Origin of the sequence: Bacteroides zoogleoformans (genome assembly GCF_002998435.1) — a bacterium.
GTDB classification, from domain to species: domain Bacteria; phylum Bacteroidota; class Bacteroidia; order Bacteroidales; family Bacteroidaceae; genus Bacteroides; species Bacteroides zoogleoformans.
Genome location: NZ_CP027231.1, coordinates 1,913,512 through 1,939,427, shown reverse-complemented (window position 1 = coordinate 1,939,427; position 25,916 = coordinate 1,913,512). Strand labels below are relative to the sequence as shown.

Below are 25,916 nucleotides of genomic sequence, written 5' to 3'. Positions count from 1 at the left end.
CTTTCAGGCGTTATAGACGAGTACGGCCGTATAGGCTATATAGCACAGAACCATCAGGCTACCCTCTGTGCGCGTGATGGTGCGCTTGCCAAAAAACACGCCTACAAGCCACAGCAGTATGCCCGATGCGGTGAGCACCAGCAAGTCCATGTTGTTGATACCTCCTAAATGCAATGGAGTGATGGAAGCCGAGCAACCCAACACAAAAAAAATATTAAAGAGATTGCTTCCGATGACGTTTCCGATGGCTATCTCAGGATTCTTTTTCAGGGCGGCCACGATGCTCGTGGCAAGTTCGGGCAGCGAAGTGCCGCCTGCCACAAGCGTCAATCCGATGACCGACTCGCTGACACCCATGCTGCGGGCTATGCTGCCGGCTCCCTCCACAAAGAAGTTACCGCCAAGGATGAGTCCTGCCAGTCCACCGAGAATATAGAGTACGGACTTCCACACGGGGAGTTGTTTTATCTCTTCTTCCTCTCCGCCCTCGTTCCCGCTGCGGGCAATGGCAAAAGTATAGCTCAAGAAAATAGCGAAGAAGCAGAGCAATACAAGTCCGTCGGTAACGCTGATGACGTTGCTGCTTTCACCGTCGAGCAAGATGTCGTTGGCACAGACCAAGAGTACCACGGAAGAAAGGATGCAGAGTGGAATCTCTTTTACCAAGGTGTTTCGGGTCACCGCGATGGGGGCAAAGAGCGCTGTACAGCCCACAATCATCAGCGTGTTAAATTGGTTGCTGCCCACCACGTTGCCTATGGCAAGGTCGGCACTGCCTTTCAAGGCAGACGACACGCTGACCGCCAGTTCGGGAGTGGAAGTGCCAAAAGCCACGACGGTGAGTCCGATGACAATGTTAGGAATGCGGAAGCGTTTGGCCACGGAAGCGGATCCGTCCGTCAATCCATTGGCTCCCAAAAGGATAAGGAGGAGACCTCCGATGAGAAGAAGTATGCTCATAACGATTGCTTTTGGATGCAAAATTAGATATAAATTCTGATAACAGATTCTCAAAATAAGAAAAAGGGAGATCCTTTTTTCAAGAATCTCCCTTTCTTAATGCTTTTGCCGTAAGTAGAATTACTTACGCAAGCCGAGCTCTTTGACGATGGCGCGATAACGGTTGATGTCGCGGTCTTTCAGGTAGTTGAGCAACGCACGGCGTTTGCCTACCAACATAGTCAAGGCTCTTTCAGTACTATAATCCTTTCTGTTGAGCTTCAGGTGCTCGGTCAGATGGGCAATACGGTAGGAAAACAAAGCTATCTGAGACTCAGCTGATCCAGTATCAGAGTTAGACTTTCCGTATTTGCCGAAGATTTCTTGCTTTTTAGCAGCGTCTAAATACATAGTTGTTTAATTAATAAAGTTATTATAATAATTCCCTTTCGGGGCTGCAAAGATAGGTATAATCTTTTATATTGCAATGATATTCAGCTTTTTTCTTCCATGTTTCTGTATATCTGGTGCAAAATTCGTACCTTTGCGCCGCAAAAACAGGCCGCACCGAGACGCATGGCGAATAAGATTGTTCTGCTTTCGGGCTTGGCCGGTCTTTGCCTTAATAAATAGGTATTATATGCAAAACATTAGGAACATTGCAATTATTGCCCATGTGGACCATGGGAAAACAACGCTCGTTGACAAGATGCTTTTGGCCGGAAACCTTTTCCGGAGCAATCAGAGCACAGGTGAATTAATGCTGGATAACAACGACCTGGAGCGTGAGAGAGGAATAACGATTCTTTCCAAAAACGTCTCTATCAATTATAAAGACACCAAGATTAACATCATTGACACTCCGGGGCACAGCGACTTCGGAGGCGAGGTGGAGCGCGTGCTGAATATGGCGGACGGATGCATCTTGCTTGTAGATGCCTTTGAAGGCCCTATGCCGCAAACGCGATTCGTTCTTCAGAAGGCTTTGCAAATCGGATTGAAACCCATCGTGGTGGTGAACAAGGTGGACAAGCCGAACTGCCGTCCCGAAGAGGTCTATGAAATGGTGTTCGACTTGATGTTCAGCTTGGACGCTACCGAAGAGCAGTTGGATTTCCCCGTTGTCTATGGCTCGGCCAAGAACAACTGGATGAGTACGGACTGGCAGCAACCCACCGACAACATCTATCCATTGCTGGACTGCATTTTAGAGAATATCCCCGCTCCCGAGCAGTTGGAAGGTACGCCGCAAATGTTGGTAACCTCTTTGGACTATTCTTCCTATACCGGGCGTATCGCCGTGGGGCGCGTGCACCGCGGCACCTTGAAGGAGGGCATGAATGTCTCTTTGGTGAAGCGTGACGGGAAGGTGCTGAAGTCTAAAATCAAGGAGTTGCACACCTTCGAGGGCATGGGACGGGTGAAGGTGCAGGAAGTATCTTCCGGCGACATCTGCGCATTGGTGGGTATAGAAGGTTTCGAAATCGGAGATACCGTATGCGATTACGAAAATCCGGAAGCTTTGCCGCCTATTGCCATCGACGAGCCTACCATGAGCATGCTTTTCACCATCAACGATTCTCCGTTCTTCGGCAAAGAAGGCAAATTCGTTACTTCGCGCCATATCCACGACCGCTTGATGAAAGAGTTGGACAAGAACCTTGCGCTCCGCGTAAACAAGAGTGAGGAAGATGGCAAGTGGATTGTTTCGGGTCGTGGCGTGCTCCATCTGTCTGTGCTGATTGAAACCATGCGCCGTGAGGGATACGAGTTGCAGGTGGGTCAGCCGCAGGTTATCTTCAAAGAGATAGACGGCGTGAAATGCGAGCCTATCGAAGAGTTGACCATTAATGTGCCCGAGGAATATTCCAGCAAGATGATTGACATGGTGACCCGCCGCAAGGGCGAGATGGTGAAGATGGACAGTACCGGCGAACGTATCAACCTTGAATTCAACATGCCGTCGCGCGGCATCATCGGCCTGCGTACGAACGTACTGACGGCTTCGGCCGGCGAGGCCATCATGGCGCACCGCTTCAAAGAGTATCAACCCTATAAAGGAGATATTGAACGCCGCACCAACGGTTCCATGATTGCCATGGAGGCGGGCACGGCCTTTGCCTATGCCATCGACAAGTTGCAGGATCGCGGCAAGTTCTTCATTTTCCCGCAGGAAGAAGTCTATGCCGGTCAGGTGGTGGGTGAACATTCACACGACAACGACTTGGTGGTGAACGTAACGAAGTCCAAGAAGCTGACCAATATGCGTGCCAGCGGTTCTGATGAAAAGGCGCGTCTGATTCCGCCTGTCCAGTTCTCTTTGGAAGAAGCGTTGGAATACATCAAAGAAGACGAGTATGTAGAAGTTACTCCGAAGTCCATGCGCATGCGCAAGGTGATTCTGGATGAAACGGAACGCAAACGGGCCAACAAGAGCTGACCTCCACTCGGATTACCTGAAAAATATGCGGTCGCTTTTCAAACGAGATAATACGCCAAACTTTAGGGGTATTATCTCGTTCGAAAAGCGACCGTGTTGTTTTGGAAAGGTGAGCGAAGTAACTGCAAATCAGAAGCTATATTTGCACCCTACATAAATGGAGCGTGGTTGGGTAGGGCCGTAGATATATCCGCTGTCGCGTCCGGCACCACGATCGAAATCTTTCTGGAAAGAGTTGAAGATATTCGTCAGTCCGGCATACAGTTGCAGCTTGGTGGCCGTAAACAGTTGGAAGTCGTAAGAAATCTTTGCGCCCAAATCGAAGAACGAAGGTGTGCTCTCCAGTTCGTCCCAATGAGGAACAACTCCCGAGGCATCAGCTACGGCAGTGCGTTGCTTGGCGTCGAGGGCGGCAATGTCCGACAAGGCAGAGCCGGCTCCCCACTCGATGACATGAGGCACTTTCATCTTTCCGGTATAGGTTCCTGTCAACGCAATGTTCAACGGATTGACGGGGTTCCACCCTAAGGTGAAGTAACCGTAAGCATTGGGTGTGCGGGTCATGGCTCTGTCGGTCCGGCCTTCGTTCACAAATTCTCCTTTATCGTCTTTTTGGAAGTTCGAGCCGTTTACTTCAGGTCGGTCTCCAGATGTCAGTACCGTGCGTTCGCCCCATTCCTGAGGAGAGTCGTATTTGCTTGAAGCCAATGTGAATCCGGCCTGCAACTGCATGCGACGATAGGCCATTCTGGTTTCAAGGTTCACACCGAATATCTTGGCTCCGTCGCCGTTGATGCGGTTGTAACGTTTGATGCCATCGTGTTGGTCGGCTTGTGCCTCCTCACCGAAAACGTCTTTCAAGCGAGTGTAAAATCCTTCGGCAAGGAAATTTACATGAAATTCCCCGAAGCTGTGATACGTATCCGCACTGATGCTGAACGAGTGGCTCACCTCCGGCTTCAGCCCGTTGATATTGGTGATTTTCTTGGCTTCACCTCCGATTACGGCCACGTGCAAGTCTTCATCGAATACTTGAGGGGCACGGAAACCTTTGGCATAAGTGGCACGCAGGTTGATGTCTTTAGTAGGATTGAAGCGCAGGGTGGCACGAGGGCTCACAATGGGGTTGTTCACCTCGGAGTGTTCGTCCAAGCGAGCACCCAACAAGAGGCTCCATTTCGCATTCTTCCATTCTACCTGCGCAAACTGGCTCCAGTTGTTGATGCGCTGGTCCGTTTCGGGATAGAGAGGAATCAGATTTCCTTTTTTGTCTTTTATCGGTGTACCATCCTCCTGCGTAGCCGGTGTCCAACTGCGAATGGGCATTTTATCATTCAGCATATCCCTTGTGTATTCGGCACCGAACAGCACTTGTGCCGGCATGAAGAGTAGTTTGTCGAAGTCATATGAATATTGCACGCCGCCCATGTAAGTACGGCCCTTCGTCACGCCGTCATTATCGCCATAATACTCTTTCGGGATGGGATATCCCAACTTGCCGTATTGATTGCCCGTATTGTCCAGTCCGTCCAAAGCGCCGATGCCGCCATAGTAGCTCTTACGGTTTACGATCTGTCCCGACACATAGGCCTGTAAATGATGTTTGGAGTCGGACGAACGGAGGTCATACTTCAGATTTCCACTATAGATGGAGTGGTCGGTCTGTTCGGCCACAGATGCCACATGCTCCGGCCAATCCAAATGGTCGCCACCGCGGCGGAACTCTTGGATGCCGTGTATCTCGGCCGTCAGCCGGCTGTAGTCTGATGTGCGCAGGAACGTATGAATACCGGCCGAACGAGAATCAATCTTACCGATTTCGGAAAAGCCGTCGCCGTCTTTATCCCAAGGATTGCGCGTGCGCATCTGTCCGAAGAACATGGCACCTGTCCGTTGGTCGTCGCTTACGATGGAACCGTTGAATGCAAGATTGTTGTCCATTCGCTTCATTCCGGTGAATCCCAATGATTCGTTCAGACTGAAAGAATTCTGCGTGGGTTCTTTGGTAATGATGTTCAGCACACCGGCAATGGCCGAAGAACCGAAGAGGGCGGAACCTCCGCCACGCACCACCTCTACACGGTCTATCATGTTGACCGGAATCTGCTCCAGACCGTATACGCCGGCCAAAGCACTGAAAATGGGGCGAGAGTCGATCAGAATCTGAGTGTAACGCCCATCCATGCCGTTGATGCGCACTTGATTGAAGCCGCAGTTCTGGCAATTATTCTCCACACGCACACCCGGCTGAAAGGAAAGTCCTTGCGAGAGGTTGTTGGCATTGGCCGAACTGAACAGCTTGCCGTCAATAACGTTCACCAATGTGGGTGCCAGCCGTCGGGTTGTCTCCGTACGATTGGCCGAAACGACCACGGCATCCAGAACAGCTACGTCTTCTTCGAGGATGAAGTTGATTTCCTTTGTAACGGTTCTCTGCAGAACCACTTCCCGTTCTTGTGTCTTATAGCCCACGGCTTTCATCACAATGGTTTTGGTTCCCACCGGAAGATCCAGCAACCGATAGTGACCCGTATGATCGGAGACGGTTCCGATGGTGGTTCCTTTGATGAAAATACTTACTCCGGGAACATGTTCGCCCGTGACAGAATCGATGATATGCCCTACGATATTGGCATCTGTTCTCACTTTCTTATCGGCATCTTCCGCACGTAAAGAAAGGGTAGCCAAACAAGTAAAGAATACAATTAATTTAAATAATCTCATTTTTATAATGTTTTGTTGTTCTTAAGCACGATGTATGCGTGCTTTTTTTTCAGGCCGCAAAGATAGAGACTATTGGCATTTCCACAAGCATATCCGGAAAATAAAATCAGTCGGGCAAGCCGAAAACAAGTAAGGACCGGCATGAACCGTATTTCTGTAAATACCTGTTTTATATTTTGGGGAGTACGCTTTTTCTCTGAAACAACTGTTTGAACGATAATGCTACATAATTGATACAATTTTATGGTACTTCTCCGTTTTCTTTTGTTACATTTGCACCGTGCACGCAAACAATGCACTTTTCATGACCGAATCCATAACGTATAGAATGTTGCAGAATGATGAAAACAAACTATGAAATCCGCTATGCCGCACATCCCGACGACGCCAGGGACTACGATACAAAAAGACTCCGCCGCGATTTCCTTATAGAGAAGATATTCTTACCGAATGAGGTGAACATGGTATATTCCATGTATGACCGCATGGTGGTGGGCGGCGCTATGCCTGCGGGCGAAACCTTGGACTTGGAAGCCATCGACCCGCTGAAAGCACCTTACTTCCTGACGCGCCGCGAGATGGGAATCTTTAACGTAGGCGGGCCGGGAACAGTGAAGGCGGGCGAGGCCGTATTCAATCTGGACTATAAAGAGGCGCTCTATTTGGGTTCGGGCGACCGTGAAGTGAGCTTCGAGAGCAAGGATACCGTCCGTCCGGCCAAGTTCTATTTCAATTCCCTGCCGGCACATCGCAACTATCCGGACAGGAAAGTGACGAAGAAAGAGGCCGTCATTGCCGAGATGGGAGCTTTGGAAGGCTCCAACCACCGCCGCGTCAACAAGATGCTGGTCAATCAGGTACTGCCCACCTGCCAGTTGCAGATGGGCATGACCGAACTGGAGCCGGGCAGCGTGTGGAACACCATGCCGCCGCACGTACACAGCCGGCGCATGGAGGCCTATTTCTATTTCGAGATGCCCGAAGAGCATGCCATCTGCCATTTTATGGGCGAAGTGGACGAAACGCGCCACCTCTGGATGAAAGGCGAGCAGGCGGTGCTTTCGCCCGAATGGTCCATCCATTCCGCCGCCGCCACGCACAACTACACCTTCATCTGGGGCATGGGAGGAGAGAATCTGGACTATGCCGATCAGGACTTCTCGCTGATTGCAGACCTGAGATAAACGATAAGCAACTATTTTGAACATATTATCTTAAACTTAATCATTGACATTATGAATCCGTATTTGAATTTTTCTTTAGAAGGTAAAGTAGCCCTCGTCACAGGTGCTTCTTACGGTATCGGTTTTGCCATCGCTTCGGCTTTTGCGGAACAAGGCGCAACCATCTGTTTCAACGACATCAACCAAGAGCTGGTAGACAAGGGCTTGGCCGCTTATGCCGAGAAGGGTATCAAGGTGCATGGCTACGTATGCGACGTGACCGACGAGCCGGCTGTTCAGGCCATGATAGCCCGCATCGAGAAAGAGGTAGGCTCGGTAGACATCCTCGTGAATAATGCCGGCATCATCCGCCGGGTGCCCATGCACGAGATGGAGGCCGCCGACTTCCGCCGTGTCATCGACATCGACCTGAACGCTCCGTTCATCGTATCCAAAGCCGTACTGCCCGCCATGATGAAGAAAGGGCACGGCAAAATCATCAACATCTGCTCCATGATGTCCGAACTGGGACGGGAGACCGTATCCGCATACGCCGCAGCCAAAGGCGGCTTGAAGATGCTCACCCGCAACATCTGCTCAGAGTATGGCGAATACAACATCCAGTGCAACGGCATCGGGCCGGGTTACATCGCCACTCCGCAGACGGCTCCGCTGCGCGAAAAGCAACCCGACGGCAGCCGCCATCCCTTCGACTCGTTCATCTGCGCCAAGACACCGGCAGGTCGCTGGCTGAATCCGGAAGAGCTTACAGGCCCCGCCGTGTTCCTTGCATCAGAAGCGTCGAACGCCGTGAACGGACATATCCTCTACGTGGACGGCGGTATTCTGGCTTACATAGGCAAACAGCCGAAATAAAGACGGAAAAACTCATATAAACCTTCCATCCAATGAAGAAACTTCTTTTAGCATGTGTGGCGGTCTTCTTTTGTTTTGCTTGCAGCGAAAGCAAGACCGTCACCGTCACGGTGACCAATCCGCTGGCCATGGAACGTTCCGGCGAGATGGCGGAGGTGTCTATGGCCGAGGTATCTTCCCGGCTCAATCTGGCGGACACGACACAGATTGTGGTGCTGAATGCCGAAGGCGAACAAGTGCCTTATCAGGTGACTTACGACGGGACACTTATCTTCCCCGTTGCAGTGGCTGCCAATGCCTCGGCTGTCTATACCATCCGCACGGGTACGCCCACCGATGTGCAGGTTAAGGCTTCCGGACGGCAATACCCGGAGCGCATGGACGATATGGCTTGGGAAAACGACTTGGTGGCTTTCCGCGCATACGGTCCGGCTTTGCAGGCAAGGGGCGAGCGCGGCTTCGGTTACGACCTGTTTACGAAACGCAACACCACAGAACCTATTTTGGAGAGTCTATACGAGAAAGAGGTGAATAAAGAGGTACGTGCCAACATCGCCGAACTGGGGAAAACCGACCCCAAGGCCGCCGATGAGTTGAGGCGTTCCATCTCTTATCACATCGACCACGGCTTCGGTATGGACTGCTATGCGGTAGGCCCCACGCTGGGAGCCGGTGTGGCGGCGTTGATGGTGAGCGACACCATCGTTTATCCGTGGTGCTACAAGACGCATGAGGTGCTGGACAACGGGCCGTTGCGCTTCACGGTGAAGATGGAGTTCACTCCGCTGAACATCGAAGGCGACACCACGGTGATAGAGACACGTCTGATTACATTGGATGCCGGTTCGCACTTGAACAAGACCGTCATCTCTTACACCAACCTGAAAAAGGCTCTGCCGGTGGTTACAGGCATTGTGCTGCACGAACCAGACGGTGCCGTGGTGGCAGATGCACCAAACGGTTACATCACTTACGTAGACCCCACTACGGGCCCCGATAACGGCAAGATATTCATGGGAGCCGCTTTCCCCGCTCTTGTAAAAAAAGCCAAGACCGTGCTCTTCTCCGCCGAGGAGAAGAAGCGACGCAATGGCGCCGACGGGCATGTACTGGCCGTCAGCCACTATGAGCCGGGTACAGACTATGTGTATTATTGGGGCTTTGCATGGAGCAGGGCAGACATCAAGACTGCCGATGCATGGAACCGCTACATGGCGGACTTTGCGCAGAAGGTGCGCAATCCGTTGACGGTTGAGATGAAGTGAAAATACATCCGCATTACAGCACCTTGAACGCGTAGCCTTCTTCTTTCAAGAAGTCGATGGCCCGCGGAAGGGCATATTGCAGGTTTCCGTTGCACCACGACTTCAATGAATCGTGGAAAGTGATGATGGAGCCGTTTCGGGCATACCTCATTACGTTGGCCAGCACTTGAGGACCGCGCAGCTTCTTACTGTAATCGCGGGTCACCAAGTCCCACATCACAATCTTGTAAGAGCGTTTCAGCTTCAGGTATTGCGCGGCGAACATATGTCCGTGAGGGGGGCGAAACAGCAACGGGAAGAGCACTTTCTCCACATTGCAGTTGATGTCTCCGCCCATCTCCATAAAGATGCGTGCCTGCTCGGTGTTGCCCAGATACTTCTCCGCCGTGTACTCAAATCCGCGGATATGGTTGAACGTGTGATTGCCGATGCGGTGTCCGCGTTCCACCACCATGCGGAACTCTTCGGGATGCTTCCGTATGTTGTCGCCCACCATGAAGAAGGTGGCTTTGATATCATCCTTATCCAGCAAATCGAGCACCCAAGGAGTTACTTCGGGTATAGGGCCGTCATCGAAAGTCAGATAGACGGCTCTTTCATTAGGATTCATTCTCCAGACGGCACCGGAATATAGCTTGCGAATAAATTCGGGAGGTTGCTCTATAAACACGTGGGGTAGCGGTTAGTGATTAGCGGTTAGTTAGTAGTGATTAGCGGTTAGCGGTTAGTAGTAGTTACCAATCACTCACCGCTAACCGCTCATTTCATTCTTTCTACATACATATTATACAACCTTTCGACTTTGGGGGCATAGACGTCGGCCAATCTGGAGTTATACTGCTTCATGGTCTTGACCTCGGCATCGAGCACGGCCCAATGGTATTCAAACTCACGGACGGAGATGGCAAAGCGGTTGTCGTCCAGACTCATGTACCACGTCATGTATTCCACCGACTTGTCGGCAAGGGCTTTCGCTATTTCGTCCGCCTTGGCGGTTTCGCCCAGTTGGTAATAGGCTTCGGCCATCTGCATGGCGCCGTTCTGCCAGTCGTATGGCACGTTGCAGGCAGGAATCATTTTCTCGACATAGTCCAGTGCAGCCTTTGCCTTGTCTTTTTTCCCCTCGCGCATCAACTGCTGGATGAGCTGGGAGAAGATGCGTCGGTGCGAGTAGCACATGCGCATGGCGTTCTCGTCGATGTAGATGCCCGGCTTGTCGATGCCGCCGAACTTGAACTTATTCATCAGGTTGTCGTACATCTTTTCCGAATCTATCTTCACCCCCGTTTTGTCCGTATCGAACGGTGTGAAACGGTAGGTAAGTCCCTCTTGGATGAAGTGGTTGCCCATGTTCAGCTGATTCTCTTGACCAACGCTGACCGCAATGTAGATGGGGCGTTCCCAGTTGGATTCGCTCAGCATCTCGAGCATCATCAGCTCGCTCTTGTAGAGGGCGCGTTTGCCTTTCAAGGAGATGTGCATGTAGTCAGGGATGCTGTCGCCCGGAATCATCATCCCGCTGCGGCGCACCGCCTCCTTATCCACCTTGACGACGATGCTGTCTGTCGGAATCACCTTCAGCTCGTTGTCTTTGGGCGAGCGTATCCAGTGCTTCAGGATATTCTTAAGCTCGTAAGGATTCTCTCCGAACTCTTTCTTCACGTTTATCAAGGCTTCCGGGTTACCTCCCAATGCCTGCTTCTCGGCCTCGGCATAGAGTTGGTTGATGCTTTTCTTGTATTCCGGATGGATGGGGATATACTCGTTGGTACCCTCCACATACTCCATACGGTCCCAAGTGATGGGCAGCGACGGACTGTTATAGGCCGGTCGTTTCATCTGGTCGATGTACCAGTCGGTCTGCAAGTAAGAGAGGTTGCACGTGCGGGCATCGGTGCGGAAGCCTTCCACCTCCTGATTGTACCACAGGGGGAAGGTGTCGTTGTCGCCGTTGGTATAGATGACGGGGTTGCCCGACTCTTGAAGAGACATCAGGTAGTTCTGTCCGAAGTCGCGCGCCATGTAGCGGTCGCTGCGGTCGTGGTCGTCCCACGTCTGGCTTGCCATCTGTATGGGCACGAGGAGGCAGACTGCGGAAGCAAGGATGCCGGCCGGAAGCTCCTTCATCTTGGTGTAGTGGCGCAGCAAGCGCACAAGTCCCGCCACACCCATACCTATCCAGATGGCAAAGGCGTAGAACGAGGCGGCATAGGCGTAGTCGCGTTCGCGCGGCTGGCTTGGTGTCTGGTTCAGGTAGAGCACAATGGCGATGCCGGTCATGAAGAAGAGGAAGAACACCACCCAGAACTGCTGGATGCCTTTCTCTCCCCGATAGGCTTGCCACAGCAGCCCGATGATGCCCAGCAGCAAAGGCAGACAGAAGAAGACGTTACGCCCTTTGTTCTGCTGCAACTCCTGTGGCAGCAGACTCTGGTCGCCCACCAGCAGGTTGTCGATGAAGGGGATGCCCGTAATCCAGTTGCCGTGCTCAATCTCTCCGCTACCCTGCAAGTCGTTCTGCCGGCCCGCAAAGTTCCACATGAAGTATCGCCAATACATCCAGTTGAGCTGGTAGGAGAAGAAGAACTTGATGTTTTCCCACTGCGTGGGCATGTTCACCATCACCATGTTGCCGCACTTGTCGTAGGGCACGTCGTATCCCTTGATGTCTTGCCATGCGCGATACTGCTGCGCGTGTGTGCTGCTGTACATACGGGGGAAGAACATGTTTTGCGCATATTCGTACTCGATGCGTCCGGGAATCTCGATGTACGAGTCCTTCTCGTCGGGTGCGGCCTTCTCCTTGCGGATGAACTTCGTGCCTTGCGTCTGGATGCGTGGCTCGCAATAGCCGTCTTTAGGGTTCACGTCGAGCGCCACCTGCGACGAGAAGGCGGGGCCGTAGAACAGCGGACGCGTGCCGTACTGCTCGCGCCCCAAATACTCGCCCAGCGTGAAGATATCTTCCGGAGAGTTCTGGTCCATCGGCGTATTGGCTGTGGAACGAATCACAATCAGCGCATACGAGGAATAGCCGATGACAATGAGCATGGTGCACAGCAGCGACGTGTTGAGCGTGCGTGCCGAAACACGGAATTTCTCGTTGATGCGTGCCTGCGTCTTCGGGTTGAGGTAAAGCCAAAGGGCGGCGATGACCAGCACGCCGATAGCCACCGCACTGCCTCCGTGTCCGTAGAACGGGATGCCCAGCATGCCGATGGTGAGGACGAACGAAAGCGCCATACGCGTCTTGTTCGCCTCGGCGTAGCTCTCATATATTCCCCAGATAAGGACGGCCGCCAGCAGGACGATGTACACGATGACACCGCTGTTGAAAGGCATGCCCAGCGTGTTGACAAAGAGCAGCTCGAACCATCCGCCCACCTTCACGATGCCCGGCACGATGCCGTAGAGCACGGCAGCCACCAGCACCATCGAGGCTGCGAGTGCCAGCAACGACCCCTTGGCGTCGGCATGGGGTGTTTTCTTATAGTAATAAACCAGCACAATGGCAGGCAGACAGAGCAAGTTGAGCAGATGCACGCCGATGGAAAGCCCCGTGAGGTAAGCAATCAAAATCAGCCAACGGTCGCTGTGAGGCTCGTCCGCCACATCTTCCCACTTCAGTATCAGCCAGAACACGACAGCGGTGAACAGCGACGAGAAGGCATACACTTCGCCCTCCACGGCACTGAACCAGAAGGTGTCGCTGAACGTATAAGCCAGTGCGCCTACCAGTCCGCTACCCATGATGGTGACCATCTGCGCGCGCGTAATGTTATCCTCGTCCGTCACCACCAATTTGCGCACCAAGTGCGTGATGCTCCAGAAGAGAAACAAAATACATGCGCCGCTCATCAGGGCACTCATATAGTTCACCATGCGTGCCACGGTAGAGGCGTCCGCAGCAAATTGCGAGAACAGGTTGGCCACCAGCATGAAGAACGGTGCGCCCGGGGGATGTCCCACTTCCAGCTTATAGCCGGTGGTGATAAACTCCGGGCAGTCCCAAAAACTGGCAGTCGGTTCAATGGTCAGGCAATACACCGTTGCCGCGATGAGGAATGTAAACCAACCCATCAGGTTGTTCACGGTTCTGTACTGTTTCATTCGGATGAAATTCGTTATTTCTTATTTCTTAATAATCAGCTGTTTGCATTCCGTTTGTCAGACGCAAGTGTTTGACTTATCAGAAGCTTGTGCCTGTCGTCTTGAACACTTGTGTATGACGTCTGAAACACTTGTGTCTATCGGCTCAAACACTTGTATCTGTCACGGCAAGTACAATTGTCTCGGCAGACATGGCTGCAAAGATAATGATTTCATCCTAAATCGGTAAAGAAGAGGTGTATTATTAGGATAGGTTAAAAAAACAGGGACTGATTTTGCAGTGTATTTCTGTTCAAAGAAATTGCTGATAACACAAAAAGAGTTTGTAGAATTATATCGAACTCATTATTTTTGCAGCCATTTTAGATAACTATGAAATCATTCATCATTTGCTTATTAGGCTTGTTTACGGTATATTGCCATGCCGCAGACACCCTCGACATCGACTATATAGACAAACTATACGTCCGAGAGCCGCAACGTGCCTACCGTTTGTTGGAACCTGCACGAAAACGGCTGGAGCGGGAGGGCTGGAAACATACAAGCCGCATGCGATATGAGCGAGTGGCAGGGTTTGTCTGCCTGAGTAACAATCTTTATGCCGATGCCCTGCGTCACGCCCTTGCCATGCAGCAACTCGGCAGCAAGGATCAAGGAAACATCTTGGATGGGCTGGACATTCAATGTCAGCTTGCAGAAAAGCTCGGACAATATGAACAGTTGGCGAGATTGGTAGGCCAAATAAAGCAAGAAACGAAGAAGATAATCGACGGACAACCTCGCGAACGTGCAATCAAAGCCTACTATACTCTTCTATGTGAGTACTATAAGACAAGAGCGTTATCGAAGAGCGGACAAACAGATAAGGCCCTGCACTCATGGCATGAGGCGCGGGCTCTACTGAACTTATTTGCCGATGATCCTAATGAGAATGTCCGCGGCAACTGTGCCATCATGCGACACTCTTTCGACTTATTACTTGCCGACATCTACATTGACGGAGGCAAACCCGATAAGGCTGCCGCCTATATTCCCGAAGCCATTCAAGAGCTCAACAGAGAACAACAGAGAGGCGGTGACGGGGCTACCGACCATGCAGGCTATGATATTCACCGCATGTACTTTAATCTCACTCTCGGACATGCTCTTGTCAAGTGCGGACGAAAAGACGAAGCATTGAAAGCTGCCGCCGAAGCAGACTCGTTGTTCCATAAATACCCTCCCATGACAAATGCGCTCGGGTCACTTTTAAGTATCTATGTCGAGGCAAACAACATCCCGAGAAATATCCTGTCCTTGAGTGAGGATTTTTATCGCAATAATCTCACTACTCCATCCGTTGAGCTGCTCTCTGTCTGCAACAGTCTGCTGCAAATCTACATCCGCCGAGGTGAAAAGGTAAAAGCCGAAGCTATGACGTGTGAGGTGAAACGCATCAACGACTTCATACACCGCGAAAACATGGAGTTCTACGATGTGCTAAGCGAGAACAACTCCCTGCGCGTTTCGTATTACAAGCAACGTGTCTATAAGATGATGGCCACAGGTGTGGCTATAGTTCTTATCATTATCATCGTCACCATGATTTATTTCCACTACCGTCGGCTTCGCGACAACCAATACCTATATAAATATGTACGGTTGGCGGTACAACAAACTCCGGCCAAACGGGCCGACAACCCTAAAACGGAAGAGAACTTACAAGAACAAATAGAAACTTTACTTTCCGAGAACGACAACTTCTTATCTCAGGACTTCAACACCGACTGCCTTGAGATCCAATTGCAGATGAAACGGTATGCCATTGATAAACAACTGATGGAGAACTATCATACTTCGCTGAACGACATTGTAACCAACCTGCGGTTGCAACATGCCTGCAAGCTGTTGGATCAGACCGACTATGTATTGGAGTACATCGCTACCCAATCCGGTTTCAGCACCCTTCGTACTTTCTATCGTCAGTTTAAAAAGAAATACAACCTTACTCCGACTGAATACAGGCGATTGGGACAAAAGAAGAACGGATAAGCTCACTTCATCAATGACAGTTTGATTATTTCCCGGCCAAGACATTACCACGGCTCGACCAAGGTATAGTCAAACAGCCGTGCTGCCACATACAGCCGCACTTTCTCAATATTCCACCTCTCCCCCTTCTTCTTTTATGCCTTTTTAGGGATTTTGTCACCTCCTTTTCGGGAATTTGTCACTATGACATCTCCTCTTTTCTTTGATTTCATCGCAACATTTACCTAATTTTGGCTTCTGAAACGATTTTTTTGGAGGGATATAAACCGGACTTTAAAACAGAGTAAAAAAACAATGGAAAATTTAGGGAAGTTCCTGAAAAACTAACGGGATTACCAACTTTTAAAAGATTTATCTTATTCCGAACTCACATAAATTTTATAACTAAAGTACTAAAAAATGAAGGCAATGTTCAACAAAGATTTGGCAATAATTGGAATGATCATGTTTATGTCATGCGGCATCATCTCATGCGCTGACGATGAGTTTACAACCCGGCTTGAGATAGGAGAAGATGTCCTTGCAGAAGGAATCGAAGCGGAGATTGATGGCAAGATAACCACGCTCAACATCTCTTCCAACGACAATTGGACTATTGATGTCCCCAAAGATGCTTCACATTGGGTGTATGTTCCGGTAAAGTCCGGTCAAGGAGACCAAAATGTGCCCGTAAACATTGATGCCAATTTCGGATCGTCGGCAGGACGAAGCACCACCCTGACCATCACTGCGGGCAACATCGTGAAAAAGGTTGCGGTGACACAAGTTCCTACTTACAATGGGCAAACCGTTTCCAATGATGGTGAAGCTGCGGACTATATAAAGATCGCCGCAACAAAGGGTGTGGGCATGGGACTTAACCTTGGCAGGCTTACAACCAAGAATAACGTCATCAATCTGAAGGCTCTCAACAAACTGCAACAGTTGAACAACGCAGAGTATAGTGCTTATTTCACCTACAACAAACAAGCTAAGGCCGGTGCGCAGGGAGCTGTGATAGACAGTGTAGATACCAAAAAGGATTCGCTGGGTGTCGCGCTGTCGTTCGACATCAACTATGGTGATTTCAAACTGAACATCGGTGGCGCCTATCATGGCGATGAAAGCAAGAACCACTACAAGACAGAATATCGATATGGAGCTACGTACAACATTGCCTCCACTTCTGCCGACGTACCTTCATTGATAGCCCTCTACAACGACGCATCGGCATCGAAAGACCCTGCCGACAGTGAACAGCTATTGAAACGCTCCCTGCTGACACCCGGATTTATTGATGCCAAGAAAACGGTAGAGGAAGCTCAGACAAAAAACAACAACGACGACTTCAATAATGCGATGGAAGACCTTGTGGACGAATATGGCCCAGTGGTCATTTCCGGCTGCGATTTGGGAGGTAGTGTATCCTTGTGGATGAAATACAACCGTGATTCCATTGCCGAGATTATGCACGTGGATACCGCTCATGTCAATGCTGCTGTCAATATCGGTTTACTGCAAATAGAAGGAAAAGTTGAGGTAGGCTATAAGAAAGAAGGTATCAAAATATTTGAGAGCAGTGCCTTTAAGTACAACATCGCCGGAGGTGCAAAGGTTGCCCAAGACAATGTGAGCAGTGCCCTTTCTATCAAACGAAAGAAAGGTGACAACGATAAAGTGTATAACGACTTACATGACAAGATGGATGCTTGGATAGCCAGTTTGGATGCAAATAATCCGGCTACCCTTTCATATACACGCTTGAAGATTTATCCGATATGGTATTTCTTCCAGGGCAAAGTGCGTAGTGCTGTAAAGGCATGGATTAAGAAGAATTATAAGGACAAAATGGATATTATCGACAACAGCGTTGTGGATGCCGATGTCTCTGATAAATAAACAGGTTTTTTATGAAAAGACCATTCTTTATCTATTATATCTATTATCTTACAGCCGCTGTCATGTTGAGTAACATGACAGCGTGCAGTGACGATTTTGAAAAAATAGCCGATATGCGTGATGATACTTCCGGAAATGCCGTCTGGCATTCACCGGAAGTATGGACACGGGCGCAGAGTCAGCGCTACTTTCTTCGGGATCATGCCGTGGGGTATAGCTACAATGCAACTACAGGAGGGTCTTATTCTTTAGACGATATACGATGTCAGGTGGTCAACCGCGCTGAGCTGGATCGCCTTGCAGATATTTCACAGTTCTATCTATACACTGCCAATACAGAGCAGAAGGTTACAATGGAGGGGAATGTACATCATTCCTTTACCCAATACGTCCAGAATTCCAACTTGAAGGCAGATGCGGAAGGTAGCATCACTCTTGTTGCCGGAGGTAATGCCAGATATGAATGCAGCATTTTCGAAGACGGGACAACGGATTGTTACATCGTGGATGCCCAAAGTAAAATATTAAGTGGTAGTTACAGAATATACCCGGATGCCATCATAGAATTGGCCAAGACGCACCCCACTGTGCTTACCGCTTCGTTCCGCGATGCGGTAAGACAGGTAGCCGAGGCTTCGGAAAAGAACTTTTTGGCTTGTGTGGACTCCTTTATCCATACCTATGGAACCCATGTGGTGACATACGCAGAGGTAGGGGGTTCACTGAGAGTGTTGGTGCAATTAGATGCCAAGCGTTACAAGACTGTTGAGAATACGGAAGCGGCTCTTTCGGCAGACGTGTTGAACGGTATGTTCAAAGCTTCGTGGGAAGGTGGCAGTTCGACCGAAGGATATAAGTATTTGGAGGATTCCAAATGCTATATCAAAGTTTTGGGTGGTAATGTGAGATATCTTGACGAACTGACCAATATGAACAATTATCGTGTAAACAAGGTGACTCCTTCCGCCCTCACCCAATGGCAGTCAAGTGTCGTGTTCAACCCGGATGATTTTGAAAAAGACGCCACTTCTGTCATCCGCATGGACTTCACACCTATCCATAAATTCGTGAACGATCCTACGGCAAAAAAGCGAATCCGCAGCATCATCAATGATTCCATGCAAGACCTCATCGACCTCCTTGGCAACCGCAACTTTATCAACGTTTCATTCCCCTATAACCCTGAGAACATTAAATATGTGATCGGCAAAACCAGCGAGAAGTCGTGCGCTTCGCCCGATGTCGTCAATCTGGTGTATGCCGGTCGGCATGTGGCCACCATTTGTACGGAACGTGTGGAAACCATCGACCCGTTGCAGCATGTACGCGTGGTGTATCCCATCTACGAAGGTCGCATCCAGTTGTATAACGGGTTGTGCCGGCATAATGGCCGTGTTTATAATGTGGCTTGGAAGGGTGACGACTGCATTGTGACTGACAAAGGCGAGGCAAATAACAATGAAACGATTTATGTAACGGCAGGCGTACCTTCATTTACCGCCTACAACAACATAACCTATAGTCCGGCACATCCCGTTCCCTATTTGGAAACCGACAAACCTTTCAATGTCGATGGTTCATACAACACCGGCGCGACAACCTATTTTGTCAAAAAGGAAAAGAGGAACTTCTTCCTCCCTGCTACCCGGGACAAAGTTCCAATAACAAGCATTCCGGGTTGGTCGTATGACAACACATTGAAAACAATGAAGAGGAATGATGACTATGTGTATATATATAACCCAAACGAGTTGAAATATTATGAGTGACCGAATAATATTATTCATATTATTAGCACTCTGCTTTCTGGCATCATGCAGCAAAGATGATGAGATATTACCCGATATCAACCAAACGGCGTGGAAGGCAGTTGTGACGACCGGCGAGACGCTGGAAGCGGAGCGGCGTTACCACACGATAGGTTTAGAAACAGAAGGACTCGCCCCGGGAAATGTTATCGGGATATCTACGGATGCGGAGTGGCTGACCATCAAGTCGGACACCTTACCTTCCGATGGCCTGTTCGATGTGCTGCCCGAGGCAAATACCGATGTGGAGGAGAGATTGGCGAAACTGACGCTGACCAACCGCACCGACGGATCGATCTCGGTCGTGGAACTGGTTCAAAAAGGAAAGCTCGGGGATAATGACGATGCGTCTTCCCTTTATAGGGTGGGTCGAGGCTTTTCCTGTTTCGACGACTATAAATGTTCTACAAGTATCCGTGGAAGCGTGATAAGTGAGGCCAGGCTTCGCGAATTTAATAGTGACAGTACCTTCATTTCCATACAGGAAGGCGTGCGAGGCGAAATGTATTATGAGTTTTATTCGGCTTATTCACTGTCGGAAATGCAGAGCAAGCTCACGAAAAAGACCTCAAAGACCACCAACGTGCTTGGGTTCAAGAAGACTGTTGAGCGTTACAAGCACATATCCCGGGAGGCTATCAACGAACAATATTACGGCTATGCGCGTATGGTGCGAGTGGTGGGTTCAAAATCTATGGACGTAGGGGCATTGAAATACATCTGCCACAATCCCGACATCATAAAGTCGGGAAAGCTCCCTTTCTCCAAAGGATTCTATGATCTTTACAAAGAAATAAGTAAAGCCTCGGGAAGTGTCAGGGAGGGTCTCATCAGAAAAATGCTCGAACAATATGGCACCCACGTCATCGTACAGACATCCTTGGGAGGTGCCATCGACCTTGCCGTGACCTATTCGCGTAACCTTGTAACGACACTTGAGGAAACAACGGAAACGGTATTCAAGACCTTAACCGGAGGCAAATCGTCTTCTGATGTGATGAAAAGTGTTAATAGCTCTTTTTCGGGAAAAGGTGCCATCAATATCTACGGCGGGTCGGAAAGTTCCAGAAAAGCACTGGAGAGCAATGTAGCGCAACTTTCTGATACCGGGACGAATACGCTGTCAAGTTCGTTATTAAATGATTGGTCAGGAAGTATTACAGCTCGTACGGATGATGTTCTTGATGCCGTGGATTTCACCTTTATCCCGATTTGGGAACTGTTCCCCAACAAGGCCGTAAGCAACGAAATTCTGTCCATAGTTACTTCTATGGCCAATGAACAGAGGAATGTATTCAGTGATGCGGAACTGGGTATCGATAATTACCTCTTGCCGCTCACCAAGGACATAATGGAGTTCGACTCAAAAAACACAACATCGCTTGTGCGTGTGCTGAGCTTTAATAACGTCCCCATTGCTGAGATTTGCAACGAGTATGTGCCCACTGTCCGTTCCGACAAACGTATCACGGTGGTTTACCCCATCGTCAATGGCGTTACACGCATCACGATGGGACTGTTTCCGGGTGATGGAGAATACCGCCCTGCTTATCTTTTCTTTTCAGATGCCGATGTCTACGTCAATCCGATTGAAGGTTATGGATCATCGGATAAACTGAATACATTATACCATTTGCACGGCAATCTCTTCGCTGAAAATCAAGGCGTTCCGTTACGGGCAGGAAGAATTACTACGAAAGATCATTTTATGGATTTTCATGGCGGTAATCGATACCCCGTAGTCAAAATCGGTTCCGGCTATTGGACGCGTTGCAATATCAAGGATGATATGCAGTTTGGCGAGCCTATAAACATCAATAATCCTGAGGGTGATTTTACGATTTACAATGATATTATCAATGGTATGCTTTATGCTAACATTTTCTATGGTAACAGCTATGGTTTCCACAGTTCTTTCCCTGGCCTGTTCGACGACAAGACGGATAGTGATGGCAATCGTATCCATTGGTACGTACCACGACTGTCAGATTTGAGAAAGTTGCAAAAGTTTATCGGCGGGCATTGCAAAGCCCTCTTGCCATCACAACAATCAGGCTTTGATGCACAATTTGTCGGGTACTATGGTCGTTATGATGATTTGAATAATGGCAAGAAATTCTCGGATGGAGGATACAAATTAAGATACAATAATCAACAATGTTTTATAGCATCGAAAGAGAATAGTTTATCGGGAAGTGTATTGGTTATATCTCCCAATTACACCTTGCAACTGTGTAATACAGAACGCAAACGTGATAATTGGTATCCGGTACGCCCCTATCGTTCATCACATTATAAATATCAATAGTTATGAAAACGTTCTCAAGACTTCAGTTTATTAAGATGCTGCTTTTGCTGTTTGTTGGCTTCACGATGACAGCTTGTCGTGATAGTAATGACGACATCCCGTCCGACGACGATACGAAAGAAGTGACACAGATTTATCAGAAGTTGCAACGACAGACGTTGTTGAAAAGTCTTTGTACTGTCGACACCCTTGCGGACGGAACAGTTGCCTATACTTCACGTTACGGCGCGGTGTTGGACGAAGCGAAGCCTACGGTTCATTACGTCGGTATCAACAACATTTCAGAAGCTCATGCTGCTTGGAACGGTATTGTTTCCGTTTTCAACGAAAGCGAGAGCGATACTTTTGAAGGAAATAAGGTGCATCTAAACGATATGAAATTATCCTTTTCGATTTCAGAAAACGAGGAGGAAATGGCGCGTATTGAGGTGGATTGCCCAGAGTTGAGCAACTCGCTGACAAGTATTGTTTTCATACCGAATGAGCGTTGGCCCGAGAATGATATAGGCTCTCCTTTCCTATTTATGAGCTTCTGGAAGAATAAAAAGACAGGCCTCCTATATCTTTGTGTCAACAAGGCGCAAGGCTCACGTGGAATTATGCTTACCTTAGGCGGAGGGTGTGAGGAAGATAAGTTTAGGAAGTATACCCATTGGCAAGGAGAATTTACCCTTTGGATGAATACAGCAGACGAACAGGCATTTAACTGTTTGGCAAACATTATGCAATGCTATCCATCGAAATATGCTACAGCGTTAAAAGAAATAGGCACTATTACAAGAGAGTTTGTTTTATTCGGAAAACAGTTCACGTATTACCCTTACAGGTATACATTATTCCACGAATTGTTTAATCTAAGCGGTGATAGTAGTATAACGTTTGATAGAGGCCACGATTGGGATTATCATTTATGGAGGGCGTATAGATGCTATGATGTAACAGTATATAGAACTACTTTTTACCCCGATAGGACATGTAGTCATTGGAGGCAGTTCTATACTCATAAGAATACGCCAGTACCTACCGAAGGCTCACATTGCTTCTATTTTGACCAAAGTTTTAAGGTTAATCCCGAAGAATGGGAATGTATATTCCGAGGCTTAAGCTAAGTCATGTAAATGAGAAGTATGTATGAGGCAAGCGATTAAAATTATTACAATAGCTCTATCGGCGACATTGTTTGTATCCTGCAACAACAATGAATTCGAGCCGGAAATTGTAGAATCTCAGCAGTCAGCTGTCACTTTGCTGGTTTCCCCCAACGGCCTTGGCGACAACGGCTATAATGACGTTGCCGCCAAGGGTATCTTTGCTTTTATGGAAGAAAGTGGCGTGCCCGTGAAGCTGTTACAGCCCGGAGATATGGCAGAAGCTGAGACAATGTACCGGCAGTGGCTTTCCCACAATGCCTCCGCCGACTCCGTGGTGCTTGTTGCCGGAAATTCGGCATACGAAGAGTTGCTGAAACGTATCCCGCCCACCTTAATCGGGCGGGGTAGCCGCGTGTTGCTTTTAGAGTCGAACGAACGAATCGAAGGCGTGAGTACGGTAATGGTAAACCGCTATGGCGCGGCCTATTTGGCAGGAGCCATGTCGAAAGAGTTTGATGCTTTCATTCTTGCCGCTGCACCTGGTTTTTCTACCTTAGAAGATGCGATAGCCGGATTTCGTGCCGGCCATAGTGCCCACAGTAGTGGTAATAGACAACTCACCTTGCAATATCTGGCTGACGGAGAAGAAGGTTTTGCCATGCCGGACTCCGCCTACCATACCATTTACAGGCGAGCCGAACAAAATTGGGATTATGACGAAATGATATTTCCGTTGCTTGGAGGTTCCGGTACGGGGATTACTAAATTCCTTAATGGTGATGATTTGACCCAGGCTCTGTCTATCGGAATGGATGTGGATCAGGCCGGGCAAAGTACACGTATCCCTTTCTCCATGGTCATTCGTATCGGAGATATAATCAAATCATATCTGGACGATTGGATTATAGGCAAAGAGTGGCCTTCTGCAAGACGAATCGGACTTTCCGAAGGTGCGACAGACATTGTGATAACGCCCAATTTTGTGGATAATGTGAACATATGGGATGGCAGGTATGAGGATAATGACGCTTTTTTGAAATTGTATAACACCTATTATAAGGAGGCGGAAAGAAAGGAGGCGGAGTATGAGCAAAAATAAACTCACAATGTTAAATGCATGGCTGTTTCCACTCTGCTTAGTTGTTGCATGGTGCATGACCGCTTGTTCGGATGATGATGCGGTCGTGCAGCAGCATGATACGAAGAAGTTGAAAGTGGCAGTCCTGATGGGAGAAGATGAGCAGGAGCGATGGAAACGAACCGCCCGGTGGACTTTGGAAAATATAGCCAATGCACAACAGGGGATGCCCAATCGGGTGGAGTTGCAGCTGGAATTCTATAATCAGGATGTAGAGGACATAGAGAACCGCATGAAGCAGATTGCGGAAGATACTACCATTGTTGCCGTTGTAGGACCGACCACATCCACGCATGCCACTTTGATGGCACAGAAACTGAATGTGAAGAAAGCCTATCAAAAGCCTATGATTACCCCCTCGGCTACACAAACGGAATATCAGCGCAAGTTTGCCAATACTGCTTTCGTGTGGAACATGGCGGAGAGTAACATCGCCCAGCTGGAAGTGCTGATTGCAGGTATTGCCAGCAATGTAACAGAAGAGTCAGTTTCATTGCTTACGGCCGATGAGAGCAATGACTATGAGGAGTGGTTCGGGTTCATTGCCGAAGAGTATGGGTTGAAGGTGGACGGCATTTATCTTTATAACACGGCAGATGATGTGAGGCGTTATGTGCGGCAGCTTTGTGGTACGGATTGGCGACAAGGTGTTAAGGCTTTGGTGTTTAACCCGTCTGATGTGGAAATGGCCTTGGTCTTTGATGATGAAATAGGGAAAATGAAGACCGAACTGAAAGCACTTGAAAACGGAAAACCTCTTTACATCCCAAACGTATATTGTAGTGATACCTTTGTTTCCGACCGCATTGCCAATGAGATGAAACATACCGCCTATCAGGGAGTTGACCTTTACGCCATGCCGGAATCAGGCTTTAGTCTGGCTTACAGGCAGCATTTCGGTGAGGACTTGATTAATGGTGAAGCACAATTTTATGATGCGCTCTGCCTGGTTGCCTACGCAGCCGTTTTGTCGCACTACACCAAACAGTCACTGAACGATGCAGTTCTCAAAGTCGTTGACGGTCGTGACGGCAAGGGTGGAAGTTGGCTTCCATCCGACATGCGGGATAATTTCCGGCAACTGGCCATAGGAGTGACGCCTGACATTGACGGAGCTTCCAGCACCTGGACGTTTGACGAGCAGACGCATTCCTGTGTCGTGGAGAGCACTTTCAGACGATGGTACCTTTATAACCGAAAATTCGTTACGACAGAATATGTGAGTACCGATGGAAGCAAGCGCACCTCTTCGTCAAAGAGTATATGGGACTGGAAAGCTTCGCATGTACAAAACCTCAATGCTTCAGACGGCAGTCATTTCACTTATCCGCAACTTGATGACCAATGGGCTCTTCTGATAGCGGCATCCAAGGGCTGGGGAAATTACCGGTTTCAAGCCGATGTGTCTGCTATTTATCAAATTCTTAAACAGCATGGCTACCCGGACGATCACATCGTGCTTGTTTGCGAAGACGATTTGGCGTATAACGACAAGAATACGGAACAAGGAATTATACGTGTCAGTGAGACTGGCGATAACCTTTATAATGCTTCAGCCATAGACTATAAATTGAGAGATTTGTCACCGGAGGATATCGGCGATATTCTGCAGGGCAAGCGCAGCGAGCGTTTACCGCATGTGATAGAAGCCGATAGTGATGACAATGTGTTCGTTTTTTGGAGTGGACACGGCATGGTGGGTTCTATGGATTTTGGCGGTCAGAAGTCCGTCTCTTATCGGCAGATGAAGGAAATGCTTGCCGATACACCCCACCGTAAGCTGCTCTTCGCCATTGAGTCCTGTTATAGCGGCGGACTCGGTGAATATTGTACGGGGCTACCCGGCACGTTGTTCATTACTGCCGCCAGCCCTTATGAGACAAGCCACGCCGATGTGTGGAGCAAGACGATTGGCGTTTTTCGTTCCAACGGTTTTACCAAGGGCTTTCAGAAAGCTGTCAGCGACAATGCGTACATCAGCCTGCGTGACCTGTATTATACGCTGGCACGTACCACCACCGGCTCCCATGTCAAGGTCTATAATGCCAGAAACTTTGGCAGCCTGTATGATAATTCGATGAGGGAATTCATGACCTCAGGCAAGGAGTAAGAGTTGAGGATAGAAAATAATAATACATTTAAAAT

General features: G+C 49.1%; 16 protein-coding genes. 11 read left to right on the top strand and 5 right to left on the bottom strand.

Annotated features, from left to right (window positions below):
• Positions 1 to 3: 3 nt before the first annotated feature.
• Together C4H11_RS08055 and rpsO are read right to left on the bottom strand one after the other, a co-directional pair.
• Entirely contained in the window at positions 4 to 960 is a 957-nt protein-coding gene (locus C4H11_RS08055; protein WP_106041200.1) for a calcium/sodium antiporter, read from the bottom strand.
• A 120-nt stretch (positions 961 to 1,080) separates the two neighbouring features.
• On the bottom strand, positions 1,081 to 1,350 hold the full coding sequence (gene rpsO / locus C4H11_RS08050; RefSeq protein WP_106041199.1) for a 30S ribosomal protein S15: 270 nt from the start codon (positions 1,348 to 1,350) through the stop codon (positions 1,081 to 1,083).
• A 229-nt stretch (positions 1,351 to 1,579) separates the two neighbouring features.
• Here rpsO and typA point away from each other — a divergent pair, with 229 nt between their 5' ends.
• Positions 1,580 to 3,379: a translational GTPase TypA gene (typA, locus tag C4H11_RS08045; protein WP_106041198.1), complete on the top strand. Its 1,800-nt coding sequence runs from the start codon at positions 1,580 to 1,582 to the stop codon at positions 3,377 to 3,379.
• 129 nt (positions 3,380 to 3,508) lie between these two features.
• Here typA and C4H11_RS08040 read toward each other — a convergent pair whose 3' ends face one another.
• The gene (locus C4H11_RS08040; RefSeq protein ID WP_106041197.1) at positions 3,509 to 6,103 is read right to left on the bottom strand and encodes a TonB-dependent receptor; all 2,595 of its coding nucleotides are present in this window, start codon (positions 6,101 to 6,103) and stop codon (positions 3,509 to 3,511) included.
• 341 nt (positions 6,104 to 6,444) lie between these two features.
• Here C4H11_RS08040 and kduI point away from each other — a divergent pair, with 341 nt between their 5' ends.
• The 3 genes from kduI to C4H11_RS08025 are packed head-to-tail and all read left to right on the top strand — an operon-like array spanning position 6,445 to position 9,407.
• Positions 6,445 to 7,287 (top strand): 5-dehydro-4-deoxy-D-glucuronate isomerase, encoded by an 843-nt coding sequence (gene kduI / locus C4H11_RS08035; RefSeq protein ID WP_106041196.1) that lies wholly within the window; start codon positions 6,445 to 6,447, stop codon positions 7,285 to 7,287.
• A 51-nt stretch (positions 7,288 to 7,338) separates the two neighbouring features.
• A complete protein-coding gene (locus tag C4H11_RS08030; RefSeq protein WP_106041195.1) occupies positions 7,339 to 8,142 on the top strand; it encodes a gluconate 5-dehydrogenase in 804 nt (267 codons plus the stop codon).
• 32 nt (positions 8,143 to 8,174) lie between these two features.
• A complete protein-coding gene (locus C4H11_RS08025) occupies positions 8,175 to 9,407 on the top strand; it encodes a DUF4861 domain-containing protein (protein WP_106041194.1) in 1,233 nt (410 codons plus the stop codon).
• A gap of 13 nt (positions 9,408 to 9,420) precedes the next feature.
• On the opposite strand, the gene C4H11_RS08020 is transcribed toward C4H11_RS08025, so the two are convergent.
• Positions 9,421 to 10,077 carry a polysaccharide deacetylase family protein gene (locus tag C4H11_RS08020; protein ID WP_106041193.1) on the bottom strand — a complete coding sequence of 219 codons (657 nt, stop codon included), beginning with the start codon at positions 10,075 to 10,077 and terminating at the stop codon, positions 9,421 to 9,423.
• 89 nt (positions 10,078 to 10,166) lie between these two features.
• The gene (locus C4H11_RS08015) at positions 10,167 to 13,517 is read right to left on the bottom strand and encodes a glycosyltransferase family 117 protein (protein WP_106041192.1); all 3,351 of its coding nucleotides are present in this window, start codon (positions 13,515 to 13,517) and stop codon (positions 10,167 to 10,169) included.
• Between the two features lie 372 nt (positions 13,518 to 13,889).
• Here C4H11_RS08015 and C4H11_RS08010 point away from each other — a divergent pair, with 372 nt between their 5' ends.
• The 7 genes from C4H11_RS08010 (at position 13,890) to C4H11_RS07980 (ending at position 25,881) form a co-directional block, all read left to right on the top strand.
• A complete protein-coding gene (locus C4H11_RS08010) occupies positions 13,890 to 15,548 on the top strand; it encodes a helix-turn-helix transcriptional regulator (protein WP_106041191.1) in 1,659 nt (552 codons plus the stop codon).
• Positions 15,549 to 15,956: 408 nt separating this feature from the next.
• Positions 15,957 to 17,426 (top strand): BACON domain-containing protein, encoded by a 1,470-nt coding sequence (locus tag C4H11_RS08005; RefSeq protein WP_164996519.1) that lies wholly within the window; start codon positions 15,957 to 15,959, stop codon positions 17,424 to 17,426.
• An 11-nt stretch (positions 17,427 to 17,437) separates the two neighbouring features.
• The gene (locus C4H11_RS08000) at positions 17,438 to 19,195 is read left to right on the top strand and encodes an MAC/perforin domain-containing protein (RefSeq protein WP_106041189.1); all 1,758 of its coding nucleotides are present in this window, start codon (positions 17,438 to 17,440) and stop codon (positions 19,193 to 19,195) included.
• Positions 19,188 to 21,542, top strand: coding sequence for an MAC/perforin domain-containing protein (locus tag C4H11_RS07995; protein ID WP_106041188.1), 2,355 nt, complete (start codon positions 19,188 to 19,190; stop codon positions 21,540 to 21,542). The genes C4H11_RS08000 and C4H11_RS07995 overlap by 8 nt, the downstream gene beginning before the upstream one ends.
• Before the next feature lie 2 nt (positions 21,543 to 21,544).
• Positions 21,545 to 22,651 carry a hypothetical protein gene (locus tag C4H11_RS07990; RefSeq protein WP_106041187.1) on the top strand — a complete coding sequence of 369 codons (1,107 nt, stop codon included), beginning with the start codon at positions 21,545 to 21,547 and terminating at the stop codon, positions 22,649 to 22,651.
• A gap of 22 nt (positions 22,652 to 22,673) precedes the next feature.
• The gene (locus tag C4H11_RS07985; protein ID WP_129588292.1) at positions 22,674 to 23,732 is read left to right on the top strand and encodes a type 1 periplasmic-binding domain-containing protein; all 1,059 of its coding nucleotides are present in this window, start codon (positions 22,674 to 22,676) and stop codon (positions 23,730 to 23,732) included.
• The gene (locus tag C4H11_RS07980; protein ID WP_106041185.1) at positions 23,719 to 25,881 is read left to right on the top strand and encodes a C13 family peptidase; all 2,163 of its coding nucleotides are present in this window, start codon (positions 23,719 to 23,721) and stop codon (positions 25,879 to 25,881) included. The genes C4H11_RS07985 and C4H11_RS07980 overlap by 14 nt, the downstream gene beginning before the upstream one ends.
• The last annotated feature ends 35 nt before the right edge of the window (positions 25,882 to 25,916 follow it).

What these genes read in the sequence shown, in the direction of transcription:
- C4H11_RS08055 (WP_106041200.1), bottom strand. Translation starts at nt 960, where the DNA reads ATGAGCATACTTCTTCTCATCGGAGGTCTCCTCCTTATCCTTTTGGGA.
- rpsO (WP_106041199.1), bottom strand. Translation starts at nt 1,350, where the DNA reads ATGTATTTAGACGCTGCTAAAAAGCAAGAAATCTTCGGCAAATACGGA.
- typA (WP_106041198.1), top strand. Translation starts at nt 1,580, where the DNA reads ATGCAAAACATTAGGAACATTGCAATTATTGCCCATGTGGACCATGGG.
- C4H11_RS08040 (WP_106041197.1), bottom strand. Translation starts at nt 6,103, where the DNA reads ATGAGATTATTTAAATTAATTGTATTCTTTACTTGTTTGGCTACCCTT.
- kduI (WP_106041196.1), top strand. Translation starts at nt 6,445, where the DNA reads ATGAAAACAAACTATGAAATCCGCTATGCCGCACATCCCGACGACGCC.
- C4H11_RS08030 (WP_106041195.1), top strand. Translation starts at nt 7,339, where the DNA reads ATGAATCCGTATTTGAATTTTTCTTTAGAAGGTAAAGTAGCCCTCGTC.
- C4H11_RS08025 (WP_106041194.1), top strand. Translation starts at nt 8,175, where the DNA reads ATGAAGAAACTTCTTTTAGCATGTGTGGCGGTCTTCTTTTGTTTTGCT.
- C4H11_RS08015 (WP_106041192.1), bottom strand. Translation starts at nt 13,517, where the DNA reads ATGAAACAGTACAGAACCGTGAACAACCTGATGGGTTGGTTTACATTC.
- C4H11_RS08010 (WP_106041191.1), top strand. Translation starts at nt 13,890, where the DNA reads ATGAAATCATTCATCATTTGCTTATTAGGCTTGTTTACGGTATATTGC.
- C4H11_RS08005 (WP_164996519.1), top strand. Translation starts at nt 15,957, where the DNA reads ATGTTCAACAAAGATTTGGCAATAATTGGAATGATCATGTTTATGTCA.
- C4H11_RS08000 (WP_106041189.1), top strand. Translation starts at nt 17,438, where the DNA reads ATGAAAAGACCATTCTTTATCTATTATATCTATTATCTTACAGCCGCT.
- C4H11_RS07995 (WP_106041188.1), top strand. Translation starts at nt 19,188, where the DNA reads ATGAGTGACCGAATAATATTATTCATATTATTAGCACTCTGCTTTCTG.
- C4H11_RS07990 (WP_106041187.1), top strand. Translation starts at nt 21,545, where the DNA reads ATGAAAACGTTCTCAAGACTTCAGTTTATTAAGATGCTGCTTTTGCTG.
- C4H11_RS07985 (WP_129588292.1), top strand. Translation starts at nt 22,674, where the DNA reads ATGAGGCAAGCGATTAAAATTATTACAATAGCTCTATCGGCGACATTG.
- C4H11_RS07980 (WP_106041185.1), top strand. Translation starts at nt 23,719, where the DNA reads ATGAGCAAAAATAAACTCACAATGTTAAATGCATGGCTGTTTCCACTC.